23 protein-coding genes are annotated in these 16230 nt (G+C 67.5%); 12 read left to right on the forward strand and 11 right to left on the reverse strand.

The features are described from left to right. The first annotated feature begins 14 nt into the window (after positions 1–14). The 3 genes from AEQ27_RS10985 to AEQ27_RS10995 all read left to right on the forward strand — a co-directional run bounded on the left by AEQ27_RS10985 (position 15) and on the right by AEQ27_RS10995 (position 1956). Entirely contained in the window at positions 15–506 is a 492-nt protein-coding gene (locus tag AEQ27_RS10985; RefSeq protein WP_054146689.1) for a GNAT family N-acetyltransferase, read from the forward strand. Between the two features lie 127 nt (positions 507–633). Next, positions 634–1281, forward strand: a complete 648-nt coding sequence (locus tag AEQ27_RS10990) for a LysE family translocator (RefSeq protein WP_054146690.1) — start codon at positions 634–636, stop codon at positions 1279–1281. Between the two features lie 117 nt (positions 1282–1398). Beyond that, on the forward strand, positions 1399–1956 hold the full coding sequence (locus tag AEQ27_RS10995; RefSeq protein ID WP_054146691.1) for a hypothetical protein: 558 nt from the start codon (positions 1399–1401) through the stop codon (positions 1954–1956). Positions 1957–2027: 71 nt separating this feature from the next. On the opposite strand, the gene AEQ27_RS18365 is transcribed toward AEQ27_RS10995, so the two are convergent. Continuing rightward, on the reverse strand, positions 2028–2222 hold the full coding sequence (locus AEQ27_RS18365) for a hypothetical protein (protein WP_235451064.1): 195 nt from the start codon (positions 2220–2222) through the stop codon (positions 2028–2030). 55 nt (positions 2223–2277) lie between these two features. Here AEQ27_RS18365 and AEQ27_RS11005 point away from each other — a divergent pair, with 55 nt between their 5' ends. Both AEQ27_RS11005 and AEQ27_RS11010 read left to right on the forward strand, forming a co-directional pair. Beyond that, positions 2278–2796, forward strand: coding sequence for an SDR family oxidoreductase (locus AEQ27_RS11005; protein WP_235451065.1), 519 nt, complete (start codon positions 2278–2280; stop codon positions 2794–2796). Between the two features lie 117 nt (positions 2797–2913). Then, entirely contained in the window at positions 2914–3540 is a 627-nt protein-coding gene (locus tag AEQ27_RS11010) for an SDR family NAD(P)-dependent oxidoreductase (protein WP_054146692.1), read from the forward strand. An 82-nt stretch (positions 3541–3622) separates the two neighbouring features. Here AEQ27_RS11010 and AEQ27_RS11015 read toward each other — a convergent pair whose 3' ends face one another. Then, positions 3623–4201 (reverse strand): TetR/AcrR family transcriptional regulator, encoded by a 579-nt coding sequence (locus AEQ27_RS11015; RefSeq protein WP_054146693.1) that lies wholly within the window; start codon positions 4199–4201, stop codon positions 3623–3625. 99 nt (positions 4202–4300) lie between these two features. Here AEQ27_RS11015 and AEQ27_RS11020 point away from each other — a divergent pair, with 99 nt between their 5' ends. Beyond that, positions 4301–5182 carry an SDR family oxidoreductase gene (locus AEQ27_RS11020; protein ID WP_054146694.1) on the forward strand — a complete coding sequence of 294 codons (882 nt, stop codon included), beginning with the start codon at positions 4301–4303 and terminating at the stop codon, positions 5180–5182. 220 nt (positions 5183–5402) lie between these two features. On the opposite strand, the gene AEQ27_RS11025 is transcribed toward AEQ27_RS11020, so the two are convergent. Beyond that, entirely contained in the window at positions 5403–5903 is a 501-nt protein-coding gene (locus AEQ27_RS11025; protein ID WP_054146695.1) for a VanZ family protein, read from the reverse strand. Beyond that, positions 5900–6616: a TetR/AcrR family transcriptional regulator gene (locus AEQ27_RS11030; RefSeq protein ID WP_054146696.1), complete on the reverse strand. Its 717-nt coding sequence runs from the start codon at positions 6614–6616 to the stop codon at positions 5900–5902. The genes AEQ27_RS11025 and AEQ27_RS11030 overlap by 4 nt, the downstream gene beginning before the upstream one ends. A 95-nt stretch (positions 6617–6711) precedes the next feature. On the opposite strand from AEQ27_RS11030, the gene AEQ27_RS11035 reads away from it, so the two are divergent. Genes AEQ27_RS11035 through AEQ27_RS11045 form a run of 3 tightly spaced genes read left to right on the forward strand, consistent with a single transcriptional unit; the run spans position 6712 to position 8599 of the window. Further along, the gene (locus tag AEQ27_RS11035) at positions 6712–7452 is read left to right on the forward strand and encodes an SDR family oxidoreductase (protein ID WP_152970320.1); all 741 of its coding nucleotides are present in this window, start codon (positions 6712–6714) and stop codon (positions 7450–7452) included. Then, on the forward strand, positions 7452–8354 hold the full coding sequence (locus tag AEQ27_RS11040; protein ID WP_054146697.1) for an SDR family oxidoreductase: 903 nt from the start codon (positions 7452–7454) through the stop codon (positions 8352–8354). The genes AEQ27_RS11035 and AEQ27_RS11040 overlap by 1 nt, the downstream gene beginning before the upstream one ends. A 38-nt stretch (positions 8355–8392) precedes the next feature. After that, positions 8393–8599, forward strand: a complete 207-nt coding sequence (locus AEQ27_RS11045) for a tautomerase family protein (protein ID WP_054146698.1) — start codon at positions 8393–8395, stop codon at positions 8597–8599. Between the two features lie 95 nt (positions 8600–8694). Here the strand turns inward: AEQ27_RS11045 and AEQ27_RS11050 are convergent, their stop codons facing one another. Continuing rightward, positions 8695–9321, reverse strand: coding sequence for a TetR/AcrR family transcriptional regulator (locus AEQ27_RS11050; protein WP_082383455.1), 627 nt, complete (start codon positions 9319–9321; stop codon positions 8695–8697). A gap of 51 nt (positions 9322–9372) precedes the next feature. On the opposite strand from AEQ27_RS11050, the gene AEQ27_RS11055 reads away from it, so the two are divergent. Next, positions 9373–10251 (forward strand): SDR family NAD(P)-dependent oxidoreductase, encoded by an 879-nt coding sequence (locus AEQ27_RS11055; RefSeq protein ID WP_054146745.1) that lies wholly within the window; start codon positions 9373–9375, stop codon positions 10249–10251. Beyond that, positions 10248–11192 (forward strand): hypothetical protein, encoded by a 945-nt coding sequence (locus AEQ27_RS11060; protein WP_152970321.1) that lies wholly within the window; start codon positions 10248–10250, stop codon positions 11190–11192. The genes AEQ27_RS11055 and AEQ27_RS11060 overlap by 4 nt, the downstream gene beginning before the upstream one ends. A gap of 101 nt (positions 11193–11293) precedes the next feature. On the opposite strand, the gene AEQ27_RS11065 is transcribed toward AEQ27_RS11060, so the two are convergent. From AEQ27_RS11065 to AEQ27_RS17310, 4 genes are all read right to left on the reverse strand, one after another. After that, positions 11294–11581: a hypothetical protein gene (locus AEQ27_RS11065; protein WP_054146701.1), complete on the reverse strand. Its 288-nt coding sequence runs from the start codon at positions 11579–11581 to the stop codon at positions 11294–11296. A 399-nt stretch (positions 11582–11980) separates the two neighbouring features. Next, entirely contained in the window at positions 11981–12385 is a 405-nt protein-coding gene (locus AEQ27_RS11070; protein WP_054146702.1) for a hypothetical protein, read from the reverse strand. A gap of 67 nt (positions 12386–12452) precedes the next feature. Then, complete coding sequence (locus AEQ27_RS11075; protein WP_054146703.1) at positions 12453–12881, reverse strand: hypothetical protein; 429 nt, start codon at positions 12879–12881, stop codon at positions 12453–12455. Between the two features lie 209 nt (positions 12882–13090). After that, complete coding sequence (locus tag AEQ27_RS17310; RefSeq protein WP_152970322.1) at positions 13091–13444, reverse strand: hypothetical protein; 354 nt, start codon at positions 13442–13444, stop codon at positions 13091–13093. 345 nt (positions 13445–13789) lie between these two features. Here AEQ27_RS17310 and AEQ27_RS11080 point away from each other — a divergent pair, with 345 nt between their 5' ends. After that, a complete protein-coding gene (locus tag AEQ27_RS11080) occupies positions 13790–14224 on the forward strand; it encodes a hypothetical protein (protein ID WP_054146704.1) in 435 nt (144 codons plus the stop codon). A gap of 361 nt (positions 14225–14585) precedes the next feature. Here the strand turns inward: AEQ27_RS11080 and AEQ27_RS17315 are convergent, their stop codons facing one another. Further along, positions 14586–14876 (reverse strand): hypothetical protein, encoded by a 291-nt coding sequence (locus AEQ27_RS17315; RefSeq protein WP_152970323.1) that lies wholly within the window; start codon positions 14874–14876, stop codon positions 14586–14588. Between the two features lie 91 nt (positions 14877–14967). After that, positions 14968–16029 (reverse strand): hypothetical protein, encoded by a 1062-nt coding sequence (locus tag AEQ27_RS11085; protein ID WP_152970324.1) that lies wholly within the window; start codon positions 16027–16029, stop codon positions 14968–14970. Positions 16030–16230 lie beyond the last annotated feature (201 nt).

Below are 16230 nucleotides of genomic sequence, written 5' to 3' on the forward strand. Positions count from 1 at the left end.
CTAGGCTCGTCGGCATGCCGATCCGCACCGCGACCGAAGCCGACCTGCCCGGCGTCCTCGAGATCCACGCCGACGCCGTCGCGCACTCGAAGGCCATCTGGACCGACGTCACCCCGACCCTCGAGGGCCGACGAGAGTGGCTGACCGGCCATCAGGAGGCGCGGCGCAGCGCGATCGTCGCGGTGGACGGCGACGAGGTGGTCGGCTACGGCAGCTACGGGCCGTTCCACGCGAAGGACGGCTACCGGCACACCTGCGAGAACTCGGTGTACGTCCGGCCGGGGCAGCAGGGTAAGGGCCTCGGCCGCGCGCTGATGACCGAGCTGATCGAGCGCGCGACGCGGGACGACCTGCACGTCATGGTGGCGCTGATCGAGGCGGGCAACGAGGCGTCGGTGCGGTTGCACGCGTCGCTCGGCTTCGAGGACGCCGGCGTGCTGCGCGAGGTCGGCACGAAGTTCGGCGAGTGGCTCGACCTGAGGTACATGACCCGCCGCCTCGCCTGAGGGCCGTGCGACGCGCCCGCCAGGGGTTCGCTTCCGGACGCCAGGAGTTGTGGTCGCGCATGCACCAAGCTAGGAGCACGACGGGTGCCGCCGACGCCACCTCCACACCCTCGAGAAAGACACCGGCATGATGTCGCTGACCGCCGCCTCCGCCATGGCCCTCGTCGCCCTGGGCATGGTGCTCACCCCGGGCCCGAACATGATGTACCTCGTCTCGCGGAGCATCAGTCAGGGCCGCCGCGCGGGCCTCGTCTCGCTCGCCGGCACCGCGGTCGGCTTCGTCGTCTACATGACGATGGCCAACGTCGGCCTCGCCGCGGTGTTCCTCGTGGTTCCCTGGCTCTACACGGCACTGAAGGTCGCCGGCGCCGCCTACCTGCTCTGGCTGGCCTACAAGACGCTGCGACCCGGAGGCGCCTCCGTCTTCGACACCCGTGATCTGCCCCGCGACTCCACGGCCGAGCTCTTCCGCATGGGGCTCGTGACGAACCTGCTGAACCCGAAGGCGGCGATCATGTACCTCGCCCTCATCCCCCAGTTCGTCGACCAGAGCGCCGGCAGTGTCGTCGCCCAGGGCTTCCAGCTCGGCGCGGTCCAGATCGCCGTGAGCCTCGCCGTCAACGCCGGCATCATCGTCGCCGCCGGGTCCATCGCGGTCTTCCTCCGCCGCAGACCGAGCTGGATGCGCTGGCAGCGGTGGGCCACCGGCACCCTTCTCGGCGCCGTGGGCGTCAGGCTCGCCCTGGACGCGCCCGCCCCGGCTGCGGCCGGATAGCCATCGGCTCACGGGACTCGCACGACGTCGGCTGGTGGTGTCGAACACTGCCGACCTCCGGGCCGCGGAAACATCATCAAGAACCCGTGTCGATGTACCGAGCCCTAACCTGATGGCATGGGGATGCAGAAGAAGGCGTTGGCCACCCTCGTCGCACTGGTGGCCGTCACAGGTTTGCTGTCCAGTTGCGCGTCGACCGCGCCAGCGACCGGGACGCCGTCAGAAGAAGCAAGCGCGACGTCCGCCGCGCAACCGAGCGACGGTACCGAGGAGTGGCCGGCAGGCGCCGACACCGACACCCCGTCGTGCCAGGACGCCTCGTCGGCCGTCCTCGCAGTGGTCAACGACTCGTTGCTCCAGACGGCCTCCTCGAACGGCACCGTCATGTCCGCACTGCCCTGGCTGAGCGCCCACCCCGATCCTGACCTCGGGACATGGACCCTCACCGGCCTGGTCGAGACCACCCAAGGCACCGAGGGCGGATACTTCGTCGTCTTCGCCACGGCGGACGACCCCACCTCAGCTGCATTCGACGGGGCAGTATTCGCACTGGGCGCCGCAACCGGGGTGACGAACCTCCCACCTCTCGAGCCGGCCTACGTGGGACCGACCGACATGGACGATGTACCGCCCGCCGCACTCAGCTGCGGAACGCAACGGTCGCAGAATCCGTAAGCCTCACCTCCCGAGCCCCCACTTTCCCTCAGGGCCCGCTCAACGATGCCCTTCCGGGCCTTACTTCGACGTCAGCGATCGTATCCAGCGAGGACGTAGACGGAGATACTGGTGATCGCTGCGTCGGCGATGCGGTTCCGGGTGGCCGGGTCGACCCCGGCTTTCGCGAGCGCTTCCAGACCACGGTGTGTCGTCAGGATGAGGCCACCCAGGGCCGCCGCGTCCGCCTCCGGATCGACGAGTCCGGCGCGCTGCGCCTGTTCCACGAGCTGCCGGCAGCTGTCGAGCAGTGTGTCGTACGCGGCTGACGAACGAGCGGCGATGTCTTCATCCTCGGAGGCGAGTTCAGCGGTCCCCTTCGCAAGGAGGCAGCCGGACGAGGAATGGATCGATGCCCTCGACCTCAACTACCTCTCCGCCGTCCGCCTCACCGGCGCTCTCTTGCCCGCCCTCCGCGAGGCCGGCGCCGGCAGCGCGGTCGTCAACATCTCTTCCGGCGCCGCAGTCACCCCGCAGGGCCCGATGGCGCACTACGGTGCCGCCAAGGCCGCCCTCGCCGGCTACGGCAAGGCGCTAGCCTCCGAGCTCGCCCCAGCCGGCATCCGGGTCACCACCGTCACTCCCGGCAACGTCCTCACCCCGGGCGCCGACGCTCTTCGTCAGACGATCGCCGACGCGATGGGGGTGCCCCTCGAAGCGACGACCGCGGGCGTTCCCCTCGGCCGCCCCGGCGATCCGCGCGACGTCGCCGAAGCGGTGGCGTACCTGGCCTCCGACCGCGCCCAATGGGTCACCGGCGCGAACCTCGTCGTCGGCGGCGGCGAACTCCCCACCTTCTGACACGTCCGGACCCTCACCGGTCCGACGACCTCCCGGCCGGAGGTGCAGGGCTCGACCCGCACCTCCGGCCTCCCTCCGCACGAGAACGTCGGGGCACCGCCCCGCGAAAGGCATCCGATGAACACCACCTCCACCACCGGTTGCCTCGCCGGTCGACGCGCCCTGGTCACCGGTGCATCCCGCGGCATCGGCGCGGCCATCGCCCGAGCCCTCGCGGCCGACGGCGCGTCCGTCGTCATCACCTACTGGTCCTCTGCCGACGCCGCCGACGAGCTCGTCCGGGGCATCCGCAACGCCGGCGGCCACGCCGACGCGATCCGTGCAGACGCCGGCGATGCCGCAGACGCCGTCCGCAGCGTCCAGCGCGCAGTGGAGATCCTGGGCGGCCTCGACATCGTCGTCCCGAACGCTGCCACCGCATGGAACGAAGCCTTCGCAGACGCCAGCGCCGAGCACATCGAGAAGACCCTCGACCTCAACCTCCGCGGTCCCGCGTACACCGTCCAGGAAGCGCTCCGACACATCAGCGATGGGGGCCGCATCATCCTGATCAGCTCGCTCAGCGCGCAGATCAGCCCGTTCCCCGGCCAGACCGCCGACGGGATGAGCAAGGCCGCGCTCACCGCCCTCGGCCGGTACGGCACACCCGACGAGGTCGGCAACCTCGTCGCCTGGCTCGCCTCCGAGCAGTCCTCTTACATCACCGGCAGCGTCATCAACATCGACGAAGGCGTCACCGCCTAGACAGAACCGGGCCTTGCTTCCCGCCGGCCGTCTTGATCACCGATCCGCTATCGGACACGCGAGAACGGGTACCCGTAGCAGCTCAGGCGAGCGATGCCGCCGCGCTGCGCAGACCCTCGAGTGCTGTCAGCACATGGGGCGCGAGCCCTGCGTCCTCGGACCCGTCTTCGTCCGACCACCGGGCGTATCCCTGCTTGAACGCCAGCACGCCCATCTCGCTCGCGAGGTGCGCCGTCGCCTCGGGCACTCCGCGAGTCTCGAGGGCGGCCGTCATCGCCGCGGCCATGCCGACACTCTTGAGCGCATCCCTCTCCTGCAGCTCACTGCTCGCCGCGACGGCTGCCTTCAAGCGGGGACCGAGGGCGCGGTTGCGTGGCCCCATCTCGGCGGAAGCGCGCTCGAGTCCGACAGCGACGGCCTCGAGAGGAGTCGCGTCGGCCGGCGCCTCGGTGATGCCGTCCGCCAAGAGCTTGCTGAGACTCTCCTGCCCGGCGACGAGCAGCTCTCGCTTGTCCGGGAAGTGACGGAAGAACGTGCTCTTGGTGACCCCGGCCCGCTCGCTGATCTGAGCCACCGTGGTGTCGTCGTAGCCGCGCTCGACGAAGAGGTCGACCGCGGCGACGACGAGCCGCTCGCGTGCTCCCGGTTCCCATCTGGACATGAGGCCATCCTACGTGATGCGACACTTGTCCCATCAGAGGTGCTACGGTGATGGGACATGAGTCCCATCAGGGGCCGGACGACCTACGAGGAGCACCCCATGCACGTTTTCGTCACCGGAGGTACCGGCACCATCGGCACGCCCGTCGTCGCCGAGCTGCTGGCCAACGGCCACACCGTCGTCGGACTGGCTCGCTCGGAGGCTTCCGCGGCAGCACTGGAGAAGGCTGGCGCGACGACCATCCGGGGCGGCCTCGCCGACCTCGACGCGCTCCGCGAAGGCGCTGCGCAGGCGGACGGCGTCATCAGTCTGGCCTTCGGCAGCGACTACAGCACCGCCGATGCCTTGATGCTGAGCATCGCGGAAGAGGCGACCGCCATGAGCACCCTCGGCGAGGCCCTCGTCGGCACCGACAAGCCGTACGTCGTCGTCTCGGGCACGCCGTCGACTGCCGGTCGGCCGTCCATCGAGTCCGACCCGCTGCCCCACGAGGGGCCGGTGGCTGGCCGGGCACTGTCGGTCGAGGCTGCCCTGGCCCTGTCGTCACGCGGCGTCCGCTCGTCCGCCGTGCGGATGCCGCGCACCGTCCACGAGGACGGCGAAGGCGGGTTCGCCGGCCTGCTCGCGCAGGCGGCCCGTGCAGCTGGGGTCGCCGGCTATCCCGGCACCGGTACCCAGCGCTGGCCAGCCGTGCACGCCCGTGATGCCGCGGTGCTGTTCAGGCTCGCGCTCGAGAAGGCTCCGGCCGGGACCGTCTGGCACGCCGTGGCCGACGAGGGCGACGCCGTGATCGACATCGCGAGGGTCGTCGGGCGTCGCCTCCGCCTGCCGGTGGAGCACGTCCCGGATGAGACGTTCGGACCGTTCGGTCCGATCTTCGCAGCCGACCAGCCGTCGTCGAGCGCGTACACACGCAAGGCGCTCGGCTGGAAGCCGAAACACCCCAGCCTCCTCGCCGACCTGGAGAACCTCCAGCCCTAGACCCAGCGCGAGGCCTGCGGCAAGGCATTCCCTATCGGGCCACCGTCATCGTGACGCGGTCCTGCCTGGGAGCCGTACTAGGTCCTTCCTACATCGAGCGCCCCACTTGCAGAGGAAAGACCACCATCCTCACCGTGGCCGATGAGCCCGTGCACATCGCGCCCAGATCGCCAGTAGGCATACAGGCCACTGGTCGCGTGCACCGCTGGTGGCCAGTGGCTCACCCGGAGACCGCGATGGGCCTGCGGCGCCGCTCGAGCGCGCAGATGACGAGAGCGATGACCGCGCCCAGGACCGCTCCTACGGTGTTCATGAACCAGTCGTTCGTGTCGCAGCGGCGACCGAGGACGGGTGCCAGGGCCTGTACGAATTCGACGACGGCGGAGAGGGCGACCGCACCGGTGAGGACTGTGAGCGGCCGGTTCGTTGCCGTCCCGAGGAAGAGCACGAGCGGCAGCAGCATCGCGACGTTGGCGAGCGTGTCGATCCCCCGGAACGGAACGCTGAACTGCACGGTGCAGGTGACACCGCCGGGCCGAGCCCCGTCGGGCAGCAGGGTCAGGACGAGCACCGCGGCGAGTGCCACGGCAGAGAGGGAGAGGAGGACACGCCGGAGCCGGAACCGGAGCAGGCCCCAGGCGAGCAGGGTGGCGGCCGCGACGGCGACCCAGAACCCGATGCGGACGAGGGGCGCGTGTTCGACGAGGAACGTGGAAATCACCGGGGGCCGTCGCTTTCTCGGTCGAGGCGCGTGAGCCAGACGTTCATGAGCGCGGACTCCTCGGGGAGGAGGGCGCCAGACCCGCCCTCGGCGAGCTGCGCACGGAGCTGCCGCCGGGCGGCTGTGGCGGCGTCGAACGACGCCGGCGGGGAACCCGCGACGAGGACGGCACCGAGGACGGCGTCGCGGAGCGCGTCAGCGACCGCATCCGCCTGTCGCGCGGGACGCGGGGCCGTCATCTCGTCGAGGGCGAACCCGATGTTGGCCGCCAAGATCATCCCCGATGCGACGTCGACTTCGAGACGGAGAAGCCCCGCGGCCGCGCACCGAGAGAGCGTCCGCTCGAGCAGCGCCCTCACACCGTCCGCTGCGCGACCGCCCGCCCAGGGTCGCGGCGCGAACATCAGGCGATAGAGGGCGGGGTTCTCCCTCGCGAAATCGAGGTGGTCACCCCACCCGCGGCGCAGGTCCGCCGCCGGGTCGTCGGTGGCCTCGAGCTCGGCCTTGCGGGCGGCGTAGCGCTGCAGGCCCGTCTCGGCCAGGGCGTCGAGGAGACCCCGCTTGTCGCCGAACACCCGATACAGCACCGGCTGGGTCACACCGACGGCCTCACAGACCGCTCGTGTGGCGATCTCGCCGTCGGACGCGGCGACCAGTTGTTCCTCGGCCGCCGCGAGCAGCGCGCTCCGGAGGTCGTCGTCGGATCGGATCATGCCCTCAGCTTAGGGCACTTGCTATCAGTTGTCGTATCTGTGATAGTTCTTACGTATCGGCGAAACTGCTGAGCAATAGCAACGAAAGGCAGATCATGAGCACTGATTCCCAGCGCGTCGCCGTCGTCACGGGTGGCTCCCGCGGCATCGGCCGCGCCATCTCCACCCGACTCTCCCGTGACGGGTTCACGGTCGTCGTCGCATCAGCCAGCGGGGGTGCCGCGGCCGCCGCGACCATCGACGAGATCGAGATTGCCGGCGGCCACGCTGTCGCCATGCAGGCCGACGTCGCCGACGAGCATGCCGTGGCGGCGATCTTCGACAGGGTCGCGAACGACTTCGGGGGCGTCGACGTCGTGGTGCACTCGGCCGGACGCCTCGGCTTGTCGACCATCGCCGAGCAGGACCTCGAGGCCCTCGACGACCTGCACAGGACGAACGTCCGCGGCACCTTCGTCGTCGCACAGCAGGCAGCACGTCGACTGCGCCCCGGGGGTGCCTTCGTCGGCATGTCGACCTCCGTCGTCGGAACGCAGTTCCCCACCTACGGCGCTTACGTCGCGAGCAAGAGCGCGGTCGAGGGCATGGCGCTGATCCTGGCGAAGGAGCTCCGTGGCCGGGACGTCACGGTGAACGTGGTCGCTCCGGGCCCGACCGCGACGGAGCTGTTCCTCGACGGCAAGACGCAGGAGCAGATCGACGCCCTGGCCAAGGTCCCGCCGCTCGAGCGCCTCGGCACCCCGGAGGACATCGCCGGCGTGGTGGCGTTCCTTGCCGGGCCGGACGGGCGCTGGGTGAATGGCCAGACCATCCGTGTCAACGGCGGCATGGTCTGATGACGACACCACCGGTCATCCTCGTCACCGGCGCCTCCACAGGATTCGGTCGGCTCACGGCAGAGTCGCTGGCACGCGCAGGCCACGTCGTCGCGGCGGGCATGCGCGCCGTCGACGGGAGGAACGCGGCTCATCGCGACGCCCTGGCCGACCTCGCCTCTCGTGAGGGGCTGACGCTTGGCGCCGTCGAGCTCGACGTCCAGTCGCAGGAATCCGTGGACGCTGCTGTCGACACCGTCATCAAGGCGCACGGCCGCATGGACGTCGTCGTGCAGAACGCCGGCCACATGGCCTTCGGTGCCGCTGAGGCTTTCACACCGGAACAGTTCGCGCACCTGTACGACGTCAACGTGATCGGCGGCCACCGGGTAGCCCGCGCCGCCCTGCCGCACATGCGCTCCCAGCGCTCGGGCTTCGTCGTGTGGGTGGGCAGCTCCTCGACCCGCGGCGGGCACCCTCCGTTCCTCGCCCCGTACTTCGCCGCCAAGGCCGGCATGGACGCTCTCGCCGAGAGCTACGCGGCCGAGACGATCCGGTTCGGCATCGACAGCTCGATCGTCGTCCCCGGAGCGTTCACCTCGGGCACGAACCACTTCACCAACGCCTCCACCCCGGCGGACGAGGCGCGGGTGACCGACCACGACGCCGAGTACGGCACGCTCCGCCGCGAGCTGACCGACCGCCTCGCCGCGATCGTGCCGCCCGAGGCCGACGTACAGGACGTCGCCGACGAGATCGTGCGCCTGGTCGGCCTGCCCCAAGGGACGCGCCCGTTCCGGTCGCACGTCGACCCATCCCGCGACGGCAGCGAAGTCGTGTCCGCGGTCGCCGACCGCATCCGTGCCGAGTTCTACCGCCGCGTCGGCATCGAGGACCTCCTGCCCTCGAACGCCGCCCTCTGACCCCCGGAACGTCCGGGCCACCACCGAAAGGAAACACCATGCCCTTCGCCAACCTCAAGGTCCCCGCGGACACCCTCACGCCTGAGTCCAAGAAGAAGCTGCAGGACGCCGTCACGGACGCCATCGTCGACGTCTACGGAGAACGAGCACGCCCGACGACCCTCGTCATCCTCGACGAGGTCGCCGACGGCGGCTGGATGCTCGGCGGCACCATCCTCGACGAAGCGATGCTCGGCCGCGTCTAGTAGCGCATGTCACAGGATGAGGGGCCCGGGCGACCGGGCCCCTCATCCTGTTCGCGGCACCGAGCCTGCCGCGACTCAAGCGCGCCGGTCCCTGTTCACCCGTCGGGGGCGGTAACCGGCCCGTGGGCGGCCGTGCCGAGCTGCTGCTCGATCTGCGGCAGGAGCGCCCGCACCGCCGCGACGACGACTTCGTCCACACGATCCTCGGGAAGCCGGCCGGTGGCCGTCAACGCACTGATGCCCTCCGTCGTCGCCGCGACCAGGAACGGCATCGGACCCATCGACTCCGAACTGCGCTCCCCGAGCAACTCCGCGCCCAAGGCGAAGAAGCGCTCGGCCGAAGACTGCGCCTCGGGGTCGCGCCCCGCATTCGTGCCGTCGCCGGTCGACGCGAACATCAGCTGCATCAGGGGGCCGTTTCGCTGCGCGAAGCGAGCATGAGCGCGGATGTACTCCGTAAGCCGGCGCTCGAGGGTGCCTACTTGCCGCGCGGCCTCGAGATAGCCACGCAGCTCATCGAAACCGTCCGCCGCGATCGCGGCGAGGACGGCATCTCGGTCACGGAAGTGACGGAGCGGCGCACCATGGCTGACGCCGACGCGGCGCGCGAGCTCCCGCACCGTCACCGCCTGCCGCCCCTCTTCGATCAGAAGTGCGCGCCCCTCTCGCACGAGCTCCTCACGCAGCGACCCATGGTGATAGGAGCGTGCCTGCTGTGCCATTCCATCAGTGTAGACGTTGACAACAATGTGGCCACTGTCTACATTGGGGGCATGGACGACACCAGAGCAGGCCAAGCGCCGACCAACGAGACCGTCATCATCACCGGCGGCACCAGCGGCATCGGCCGAGCGACCGCGGTCGCCCTGGCCAAGTCCGGATCACGCATCATCCTCGCTGTCCGGAACCAGGAGAAGGGGCAAGCAGTGGCAGCGACCCTCCCGGGCACTCCGGGGACGCACCGCGTCCTGCCACTCGACCTCGCGCGGCTTGAGACGGTGCCGGACTTCGCAGACCTTATCGACGAACCGATCGCCATCCTCGTCAACAACGCAGGCGTCGAGTCCAAGGACCTCCAGCGGACGGCCGACGGTCACGAGCTCCAGTTCGGTACGAACCACCTGGGGCACTTCCTCCTGACGACGCTGCTTCTGCCGCACATCACCGACCGCGTCGTCACCGTCGCCTCCCAGGCGGAGCGCATGGCTCGGCTCGACCTCGACGACCTCGATTGGCACAGGCGCCCGTACCATGCGAGCCGGGCGTACGCGGACTCCAAACTCGCCAACCTGCTGTTCACGTCGGAGCTGGACCGGCGGCTGCAGACGTCGGGCTCTCGAGTGCGGGCGCTGGCCGCCCATCCGGGGTTGGTCAAAACAGCCATCTACGACCGGCCGGCCGGTCAGCGCCCCAACCTCTGGGACCGGCTCGTCCCGATCTTGGGGCAGGAGCCGGAAGACGGTGCGCTGCCGTCGCTGTTCGCTGCCTCCGCCGACCTCCCCGGCGGCACCTTCGTCGGACCCCAGCGGATGATGCACATGCGAGGCGGAGCTGAGGTGATCAGCCAGTCGAAGCAGGCCCGGAACTCGGAGACCGCAGCGAGACTCTGGTCCATCTCCGAGCGGATGACGGCAGCGGGCACCCGCCCGTGAGCCTCGTCCAGGATCGTCCCCGCGCACTCTGGACCGGCGTACGCGGATGGCACCGACCGCTCGTCGCCTTCACCACAGTGATGTGCTTCTGGGCTGTGGTGTGTCTGGTCGGGCTGATCCTCGATCCGCGGACATTGGCAGGAGACCCGATCTGGGCCAAACCTCTCAAGTTCTCGATCTCCCTCGCGCTCTACGCGATCACCCTTGCGTGGATGCTCTCGATGGTGCAGCGGCCCGTCCTGCGTCGGATCGGTTGGTGGGCCGGAACCATCGGCGCAGCCGCGTCTCTCTTGGAGATCGTCGTCATCTCGATCCAAGTGATTCGCGGCGTGGGAAGCCACTTCAACGTCTCGACTCCGACGAACCAGCTCTTCTACCAGCTCATGGCCGGTGGGGTCACCCTCATGTACTGCGCGACACTGGTCATCGGAGCCTTTCTGACCATGTTCTCCCGGAACGAGGACAGGGCGCTGGCGTGGTCCCTGAGGCTCGGACTGATCATCGCCCTGGTCGGCCTGTCCGTGGGGTTCCTCATGGTGATCCCCACCGCGGGCCAGCTAGCCGACCCGACATCGTCGACCTACGGCTCCCACTCCGTCGGCGGCGACGACGCGACCGGCGGCATCTTCTTCCTCGGCTGGAACACCTCCCATGGAGATCTCCGCGTGTCCCACTTCATCGGCATGCACGCACTACAGGTCCTGCCGATCCTCGCGATCGCGCTCCCCCGGACACTCCGTGACGCCGATCGGCTCCGCATCGTCGTCGTGGCCGGAGCGACGTACGCTGCCGTCACGGCGATCGCCCTGTGGCAGGCGTTGCGCGGACAATCGCTCATTCACCCCGACGCCGTGACCTTCACAGCAGCCGGGATCGCCGTCACACTGGCCGCGATGGGCTTCGTGACAATTGCCATGCACAGACGCAACCAGCACAGGTAGCGCTAGGCCACGGCGGAACGGCACGCCGATGGACGAAGTCGAAGTCGAGGTCGCGCTCGATGAACGTCGGGTCTCTCCTCCAGGTCCCTCTGGACCATCGCCTAGCGAGACGCCTCGTCAAGGCTTGCCCGCACACCCTTTCGGTAGCCGAGCCATGCTGCCAGCAGGAGCAAACCGATGACGAAGATGACGGCGCCCACAAGGCTGTCGGTCGAGAACACGTGCACACCCTCGGCGGTGAACGTCGTGTCCGACAGGGGCGCATAGGCGAACCACCCGAAAGACACCGGCTGCGCCGCGGCGATGGCAACAACGACGACGCCCACAGCCAACGCGGCCAAACCGGCAGTAAGAACGAGGCGGGAAGTCAGGCCGGCGCGACGCATCATGCCTGGACCATAGCGCGCCGGTCCGTGCACCAGGATTTCCCGAGAGTTGCCCGCCGTCCAAAAGACTGATGGATGTGGTCGATGGCCGATCGTCTACCGGGCAGACGCCGGTTGCTACCTAACGACGCGGTCGCTTAGTCCGGTCGTGCCAAGGAAAACCGCGCATGAGGCGGTCGAGTGGACGAAGGCGGACCGGTTCAGGCCGGTGCTCAGTTCGGGGAGCATCTCCACGATGATCCACATCGTTCGCCGAGTCGGCGGGCCTAAGCGCTCTCGCGTCAGCCTCAGCGAACCACCCGCGTTCTTCGAACATGACGACCTCCATCGGTCCCAGGAAACATCTCAGCCGGAGAGGTCGCGGTCAACGATCGTCATATGAGACGACTCAGCACCAGGCCATCAGACGCGCTCCCATCGCCCTTTTCGTAGGGCGCGGCTCGTCACGCCGGTCATCGTCACGACGAGGAGGATGAGTAACGCGATGAGGAGGACGCGCTCGTCAGCGGCGAATCCGCTCGCGAAGAGCGTCCAAAGCGGTGCGACAGTGCAGCTCAGTCCGAGGAGCGTTACCGCCACGACGCGTACCGCACGTTCGTTCCTCAGCGCGTCGAGAACGATGGTGAGGGCGGAAAGCGCAGTGAGGATGACGGTCCAAGTCGTGGCGGGGGCGATTCGCGCTCCGGCTCTGCACGACTCGGGTGCCGGGTAGATCGCTGGGCAGATCTGTTCTGCGCCCGTCGCAAGCCATGTCGCGGCGAGCCCGCATGCTGCGATCGCCGCGAGTCGAAGCACGAAGGTCCCCATGCCGGCATCGTCTCAATCGAGACCCAGGAGCCGTCAAGGGATTGGCTCCCTCCTATTAGCCGATCCCCTATCGGACGGTGACGCGCCAAGCGCCTTTCTCGGTGCTCGCCACCGAGGAGAAGCTGACTTTCGTCACGCCCTCGCGGGACGACTCCGGGATGTCCAGCTCGAGCACGCCCTCGGCGCAGCTCGCACGGGCGGGCGTCGTGTCGACCGCACCCGCAGCCGACGTCAGACCGAACAGCCCCTCGACAAGTCCGTCGCCGAAACACTCAAGTTCGACTCGCCTGATCGTCGCGGGCTCCTTGAAGGTCGCCGAGATATCGTCGCCGGCTGCTTCCTCGCCCTGCTCGACAAGCGATGCCAAGACGGCCAGCTCGTCGCCGTCGTCCTGCACTGCTGAAGGCGCCTGGTCAAGCCACAGAGCGATATCCCCGGCCTGCTCACCGGGATCGTCCTCGGAGCACCCGACGAGGCTGACAGCACAGAGGGTCACGACGACTAGGGAGAGCGATCGAGGGCGCACGGTCGAAGGATGGCATGAAGCGCACTTCGTCGCGACGCCCCACTGCGAGGGCCCGGCCATCGATTCCCTACCGGGCACTCCCCTTCGCCGTTCAGATTTCCCCGTGACAGACGTCAAAGGCAACTCTGACGCATTCGCATTACGCACAACGTCTGATGCGGCACTCGAGCGTGATGGAATCAGAAGTAGACGCCGTCTTCGCGCAACAGTGTTCTCTCCTGCGTTCGAGCGCCGCGTGATCGCCACGACCATTCGACGTACTGCCGCGGGACGACCTGCTGATCACCGATCTCAAGCCACCAATAGACGTGGCCTCCTGTGGTGGACGACAGGACCACAAAGGCCTCGTCTCGATCAAAGTGACGGAACAGGTCGTGCAGGCCATCGAATCCGGCAGCAGATTCGACGACGAGCGAGTTTGCCAGTGTGATCAGCAGGTATGGCCCCCGCAGGCACTCGAATTCAAGAGAAACTTGAGTTGCACGCCCAAACAGCCGCCAGGAGCGCCCTCCGCTCTGAGGAGACTCCTCCACGGTGGCAGCTAGGTCACCCACAACGGACAGCCGCAGAGATCGCATATCAGTGGTCTCAGCTTTGCTCCGGGACGTTTCTGGCCTCATTTCCCCTTATCCCGGCGACCCTGTCGAGGGCTGCCTCTGGCTCAAGCCTATTCAGTGGGCACAGCTGAGCATTGGCCCAGTCGGCCTAGTCCTGTCCGATCGTCCATCCCCTACCGGGCAGCGCGAGCAGGTCCAGAGTTGCAGCTCGTCCCACGGGATAGATGAAGATGAGACGTGATCTTCCGCAGACGGCACCCGAACCCGGGAAGCCCGCCCAGGTCAGCTGACCCAGGGCCGGGCATCCCGCGAAGCGCGGCCGTGCCACGTTTCGAGACATGGCCTGACGCAGGTATCGGCGGACGCATCGGGCGGGGTGACTACACGGGCTGCTGGGTTGTCGCGGAGTGCGACCAGGTCCCGTTTCTTCCGCCGTTCGAGTATCACCTGATGTTGCCGGCCAACGAGCTCCGCAAAGAAGACGGTTCCTTTCTCCTCGTCTTTGGATGCGAGGACGAACTGCATCCAGACGGCGGCGGTCTCATCGACCTCCTCACCGACGAGCTGGACGTGGCCTGGAGCACTGAACGCGCTGATTACCTCGCTGCCCTCGACGCCTTGTCCGAAGACTTGGAGCATCGCATCGACGAGGAGAGGAAGCAGCAGGGCCTCCGACCCTTCGACTGGACCACCCCCGAGGGGGCACGCAGACAGGGCCACTGGTGGCAGGGCTGGCTGAGCTCCCGGCGACCGTAACCGCGGCCCTATAAGCGATCGCCTATTGGGACTGGCATCGACCTCTTCGGCGCACCATAGCGGCGGTGGCACCATGTCCCCTAACTCGTCGGTGCTCAGGTGTCTTGACGCCCCCGCTTGCGCCAACCCCGAACACGCCTAAGCCAACCAGCGGTATCGATGGCAGCCGGGACCCCACCTCCAGCTAGAAGGCCGGCGGCGTGACCTTGGTAAGCCTCGAAGCAGTCGTCGCACAAGCTCCGTGTGGCTGTCTGGCGGGGCAATCCAGGCAGGCTTTTCAAGCATTGATCGCACCGGAATGGCATGACCCCAGCCTAGGAGCACCGAGGCGCGCAAGCCTTGCTGGCTGCCTCGCCTTCCGCTAGCGGCGCACCTCTTGAGCCCATGCTGGCCAGGCCTCAGCGTCCGCATCGAGGTCGATACCTTCGAGGCGAATGAGAGTGACGTTGATCATGGTGCTTGTCACGGCCCAAAGGCTGTGTCGACGGCCACCTGAACTTGTCGCGACCCAATCCAAAACCTCTCCCAGGTCAGCCTCCGAGAGTTCCCACTCCTCTTTCGCCGCGCCATCTGCCGACCAGAAGTACACGCGATAGGTCGGGTCATCCAATTGCGAGGTCTGATCTCGCGGATCAATTGGGACAGCTTTCATGGAGCGACCGTAACTTCCGCGACTACGACCGCCAAGGCTGCCGATGAACGATCCCCTTTTGGGACGGCGGGCCTTCAAACTTTTGCGGGTTTCAGGTAGACGCGAGATCCGATCCGTCGATGCCGTCGTAACTGTGCCGTGGGCTCCAGAAACGCTTCGGAAGATGGCCGTCTTTGGCTTCGGCGGGATGACGGTAGGCCTCTTCGTCGATGAACTCATCGAGACCCGCCAAGGGGTCCTGTCCCTCTTCGATTTCCTCCCGCACCATGGCCGGGGTCATCTCGCGACCTTCGCCCGTGAAGTCGTCCACGACGAGGCCCGGCGCGTCAGTAGCGAGCACTCGGAGGCGTTGCCCCTGCTCTCGAGACAGGGTCAGCATGTGATCGTCTCGAGGATCAACGAGGCGTCCACCTGCTGGCCATTCCAGAAGCCCCTGGGTCTCTGCCATGTCCAAGATGCGCGAAGCAGTCCGCTCGTCGAGATACGAGAAATCGATCTGCCAGTCGCGTTGGTCTTCCAAGCGGGCATTCGATGGCCTCACGCGGGTTGCCCGCCCGACCCATTCAGGGAACTGAGCCACCAATTCGGCAGCTCTGTCCCCGTCAGTCCGGACAAAGGCCCCGTCCTCCTTAAGGGTGAACACCCACGAGGCATCTGACGGGTAGATCGCCAACGATTCCCCATCCTTCCCTGAGGAAAGCGCCAACGCGGCTGCAAGGCCAGGATCGTCTAGTCCGAGCTGGGTAACGTACGCGTGCTCGTAGATAGGAAGCTCTTCGGGACAGTCTGGATCGGCCATCCACGTCGCGCTGATGTCCGAGTGCCATAGGCGTGCCGGGAAGAAACGCTTGAGCCACGAGTCACGATCTCCAGGCTCCGGTCCACGAGACCATGCAAAGGTCGAGACGAAGACGCTGGCGTCGGTTGCGCCTTGCCTCAGGGCTCGAAGAAGCGTCAGGTCGCGGAAGATGATCTCGGCGTATTGCATGGCCTGCTCGGCATGCTGATGCAAGGTCGGGAGCCTGTCGAACTCCAGGAGGACCCCACTGCCGAAGCGGTAGTCCTCCACCGAACCAGGCGGCGCCGGCGACCAACGCTGACCCCAATGTGTGGATAGCTCCGCGAGTGTTTCCATCGAAGGGAGGTCAGCCATGCCGCAACACTAGAGAATCCAAGCAATCCCTAAGGCCACCGAACCGGACTCCTTCGCGTCCCCCATGAGCCGAAATGGCCGCTGCACCATTCCCTATCGGGCTACTCGACAGGCATTCTGCGGCTGCGCATCTCTGCGTCTGCCATTCTCAACAGATGCTGAGCAGTGTTGCCATCGTGTCGCTGGGATTCTTCGTGTGGT

This window comes from Frigoribacterium sp. RIT-PI-h (genome assembly GCF_001297205.1).
GTDB lineage: Bacteria > Actinomycetota > Actinomycetes > Actinomycetales > Microbacteriaceae > Frigoribacterium.

What these genes read in the sequence shown, in the direction of transcription:
- AEQ27_RS10985 (WP_054146689.1), top strand. Translation starts at nt 15, where the DNA reads ATGCCGATCCGCACCGCGACCGAAGCCGACCTGCCCGGCGTCCTCGAG.
- AEQ27_RS10990 (WP_054146690.1), top strand. Translation starts at nt 634, where the DNA reads ATGATGTCGCTGACCGCCGCCTCCGCCATGGCCCTCGTCGCCCTGGGC.
- AEQ27_RS10995 (WP_054146691.1), top strand. Translation starts at nt 1,399, where the DNA reads ATGGGGATGCAGAAGAAGGCGTTGGCCACCCTCGTCGCACTGGTGGCC.
- AEQ27_RS11005 (WP_235451065.1), top strand. Translation starts at nt 2,278, where the DNA reads ATGTCTTCATCCTCGGAGGCGAGTTCAGCGGTCCCCTTCGCAAGGAGG.
- AEQ27_RS11010 (WP_054146692.1), top strand. Translation starts at nt 2,914, where the DNA reads ATGAACACCACCTCCACCACCGGTTGCCTCGCCGGTCGACGCGCCCTG.
- AEQ27_RS11015 (WP_054146693.1), bottom strand. Translation starts at nt 4,201, where the DNA reads ATGTCCAGATGGGAACCGGGAGCACGCGAGCGGCTCGTCGTCGCCGCG.
- AEQ27_RS11020 (WP_054146694.1), top strand. Translation starts at nt 4,301, where the DNA reads ATGCACGTTTTCGTCACCGGAGGTACCGGCACCATCGGCACGCCCGTC.
- AEQ27_RS11030 (WP_054146696.1), bottom strand. Translation starts at nt 6,616, where the DNA reads ATGATCCGATCCGACGACGACCTCCGGAGCGCGCTGCTCGCGGCGGCC.
- AEQ27_RS11035 (WP_152970320.1), top strand. Translation starts at nt 6,712, where the DNA reads ATGAGCACTGATTCCCAGCGCGTCGCCGTCGTCACGGGTGGCTCCCGC.
- AEQ27_RS11040 (WP_054146697.1), top strand. Translation starts at nt 7,452, where the DNA reads ATGACGACACCACCGGTCATCCTCGTCACCGGCGCCTCCACAGGATTC.
- AEQ27_RS11045 (WP_054146698.1), top strand. Translation starts at nt 8,393, where the DNA reads ATGCCCTTCGCCAACCTCAAGGTCCCCGCGGACACCCTCACGCCTGAG.
- AEQ27_RS11050 (WP_082383455.1), bottom strand. Translation starts at nt 9,321, where the DNA reads ATGGCACAGCAGGCACGCTCCTATCACCATGGGTCGCTGCGTGAGGAG.
- AEQ27_RS11055 (WP_054146745.1), top strand. Translation starts at nt 9,373, where the DNA reads ATGGACGACACCAGAGCAGGCCAAGCGCCGACCAACGAGACCGTCATC.
- AEQ27_RS11065 (WP_054146701.1), bottom strand. Translation starts at nt 11,581, where the DNA reads ATGATGCGTCGCGCCGGCCTGACTTCCCGCCTCGTTCTTACTGCCGGT.
- AEQ27_RS11070 (WP_054146702.1), bottom strand. Translation starts at nt 12,385, where the DNA reads ATGGGGACCTTCGTGCTTCGACTCGCGGCGATCGCAGCATGCGGGCTC.
- AEQ27_RS17315 (WP_152970323.1), bottom strand. Translation starts at nt 14,876, where the DNA reads ATGAAAGCTGTCCCAATTGATCCGCGAGATCAGACCTCGCAATTGGAT.
- AEQ27_RS11085 (WP_152970324.1), bottom strand. Translation starts at nt 16,029, where the DNA reads ATGGCTGACCTCCCTTCGATGGAAACACTCGCGGAGCTATCCACACAT.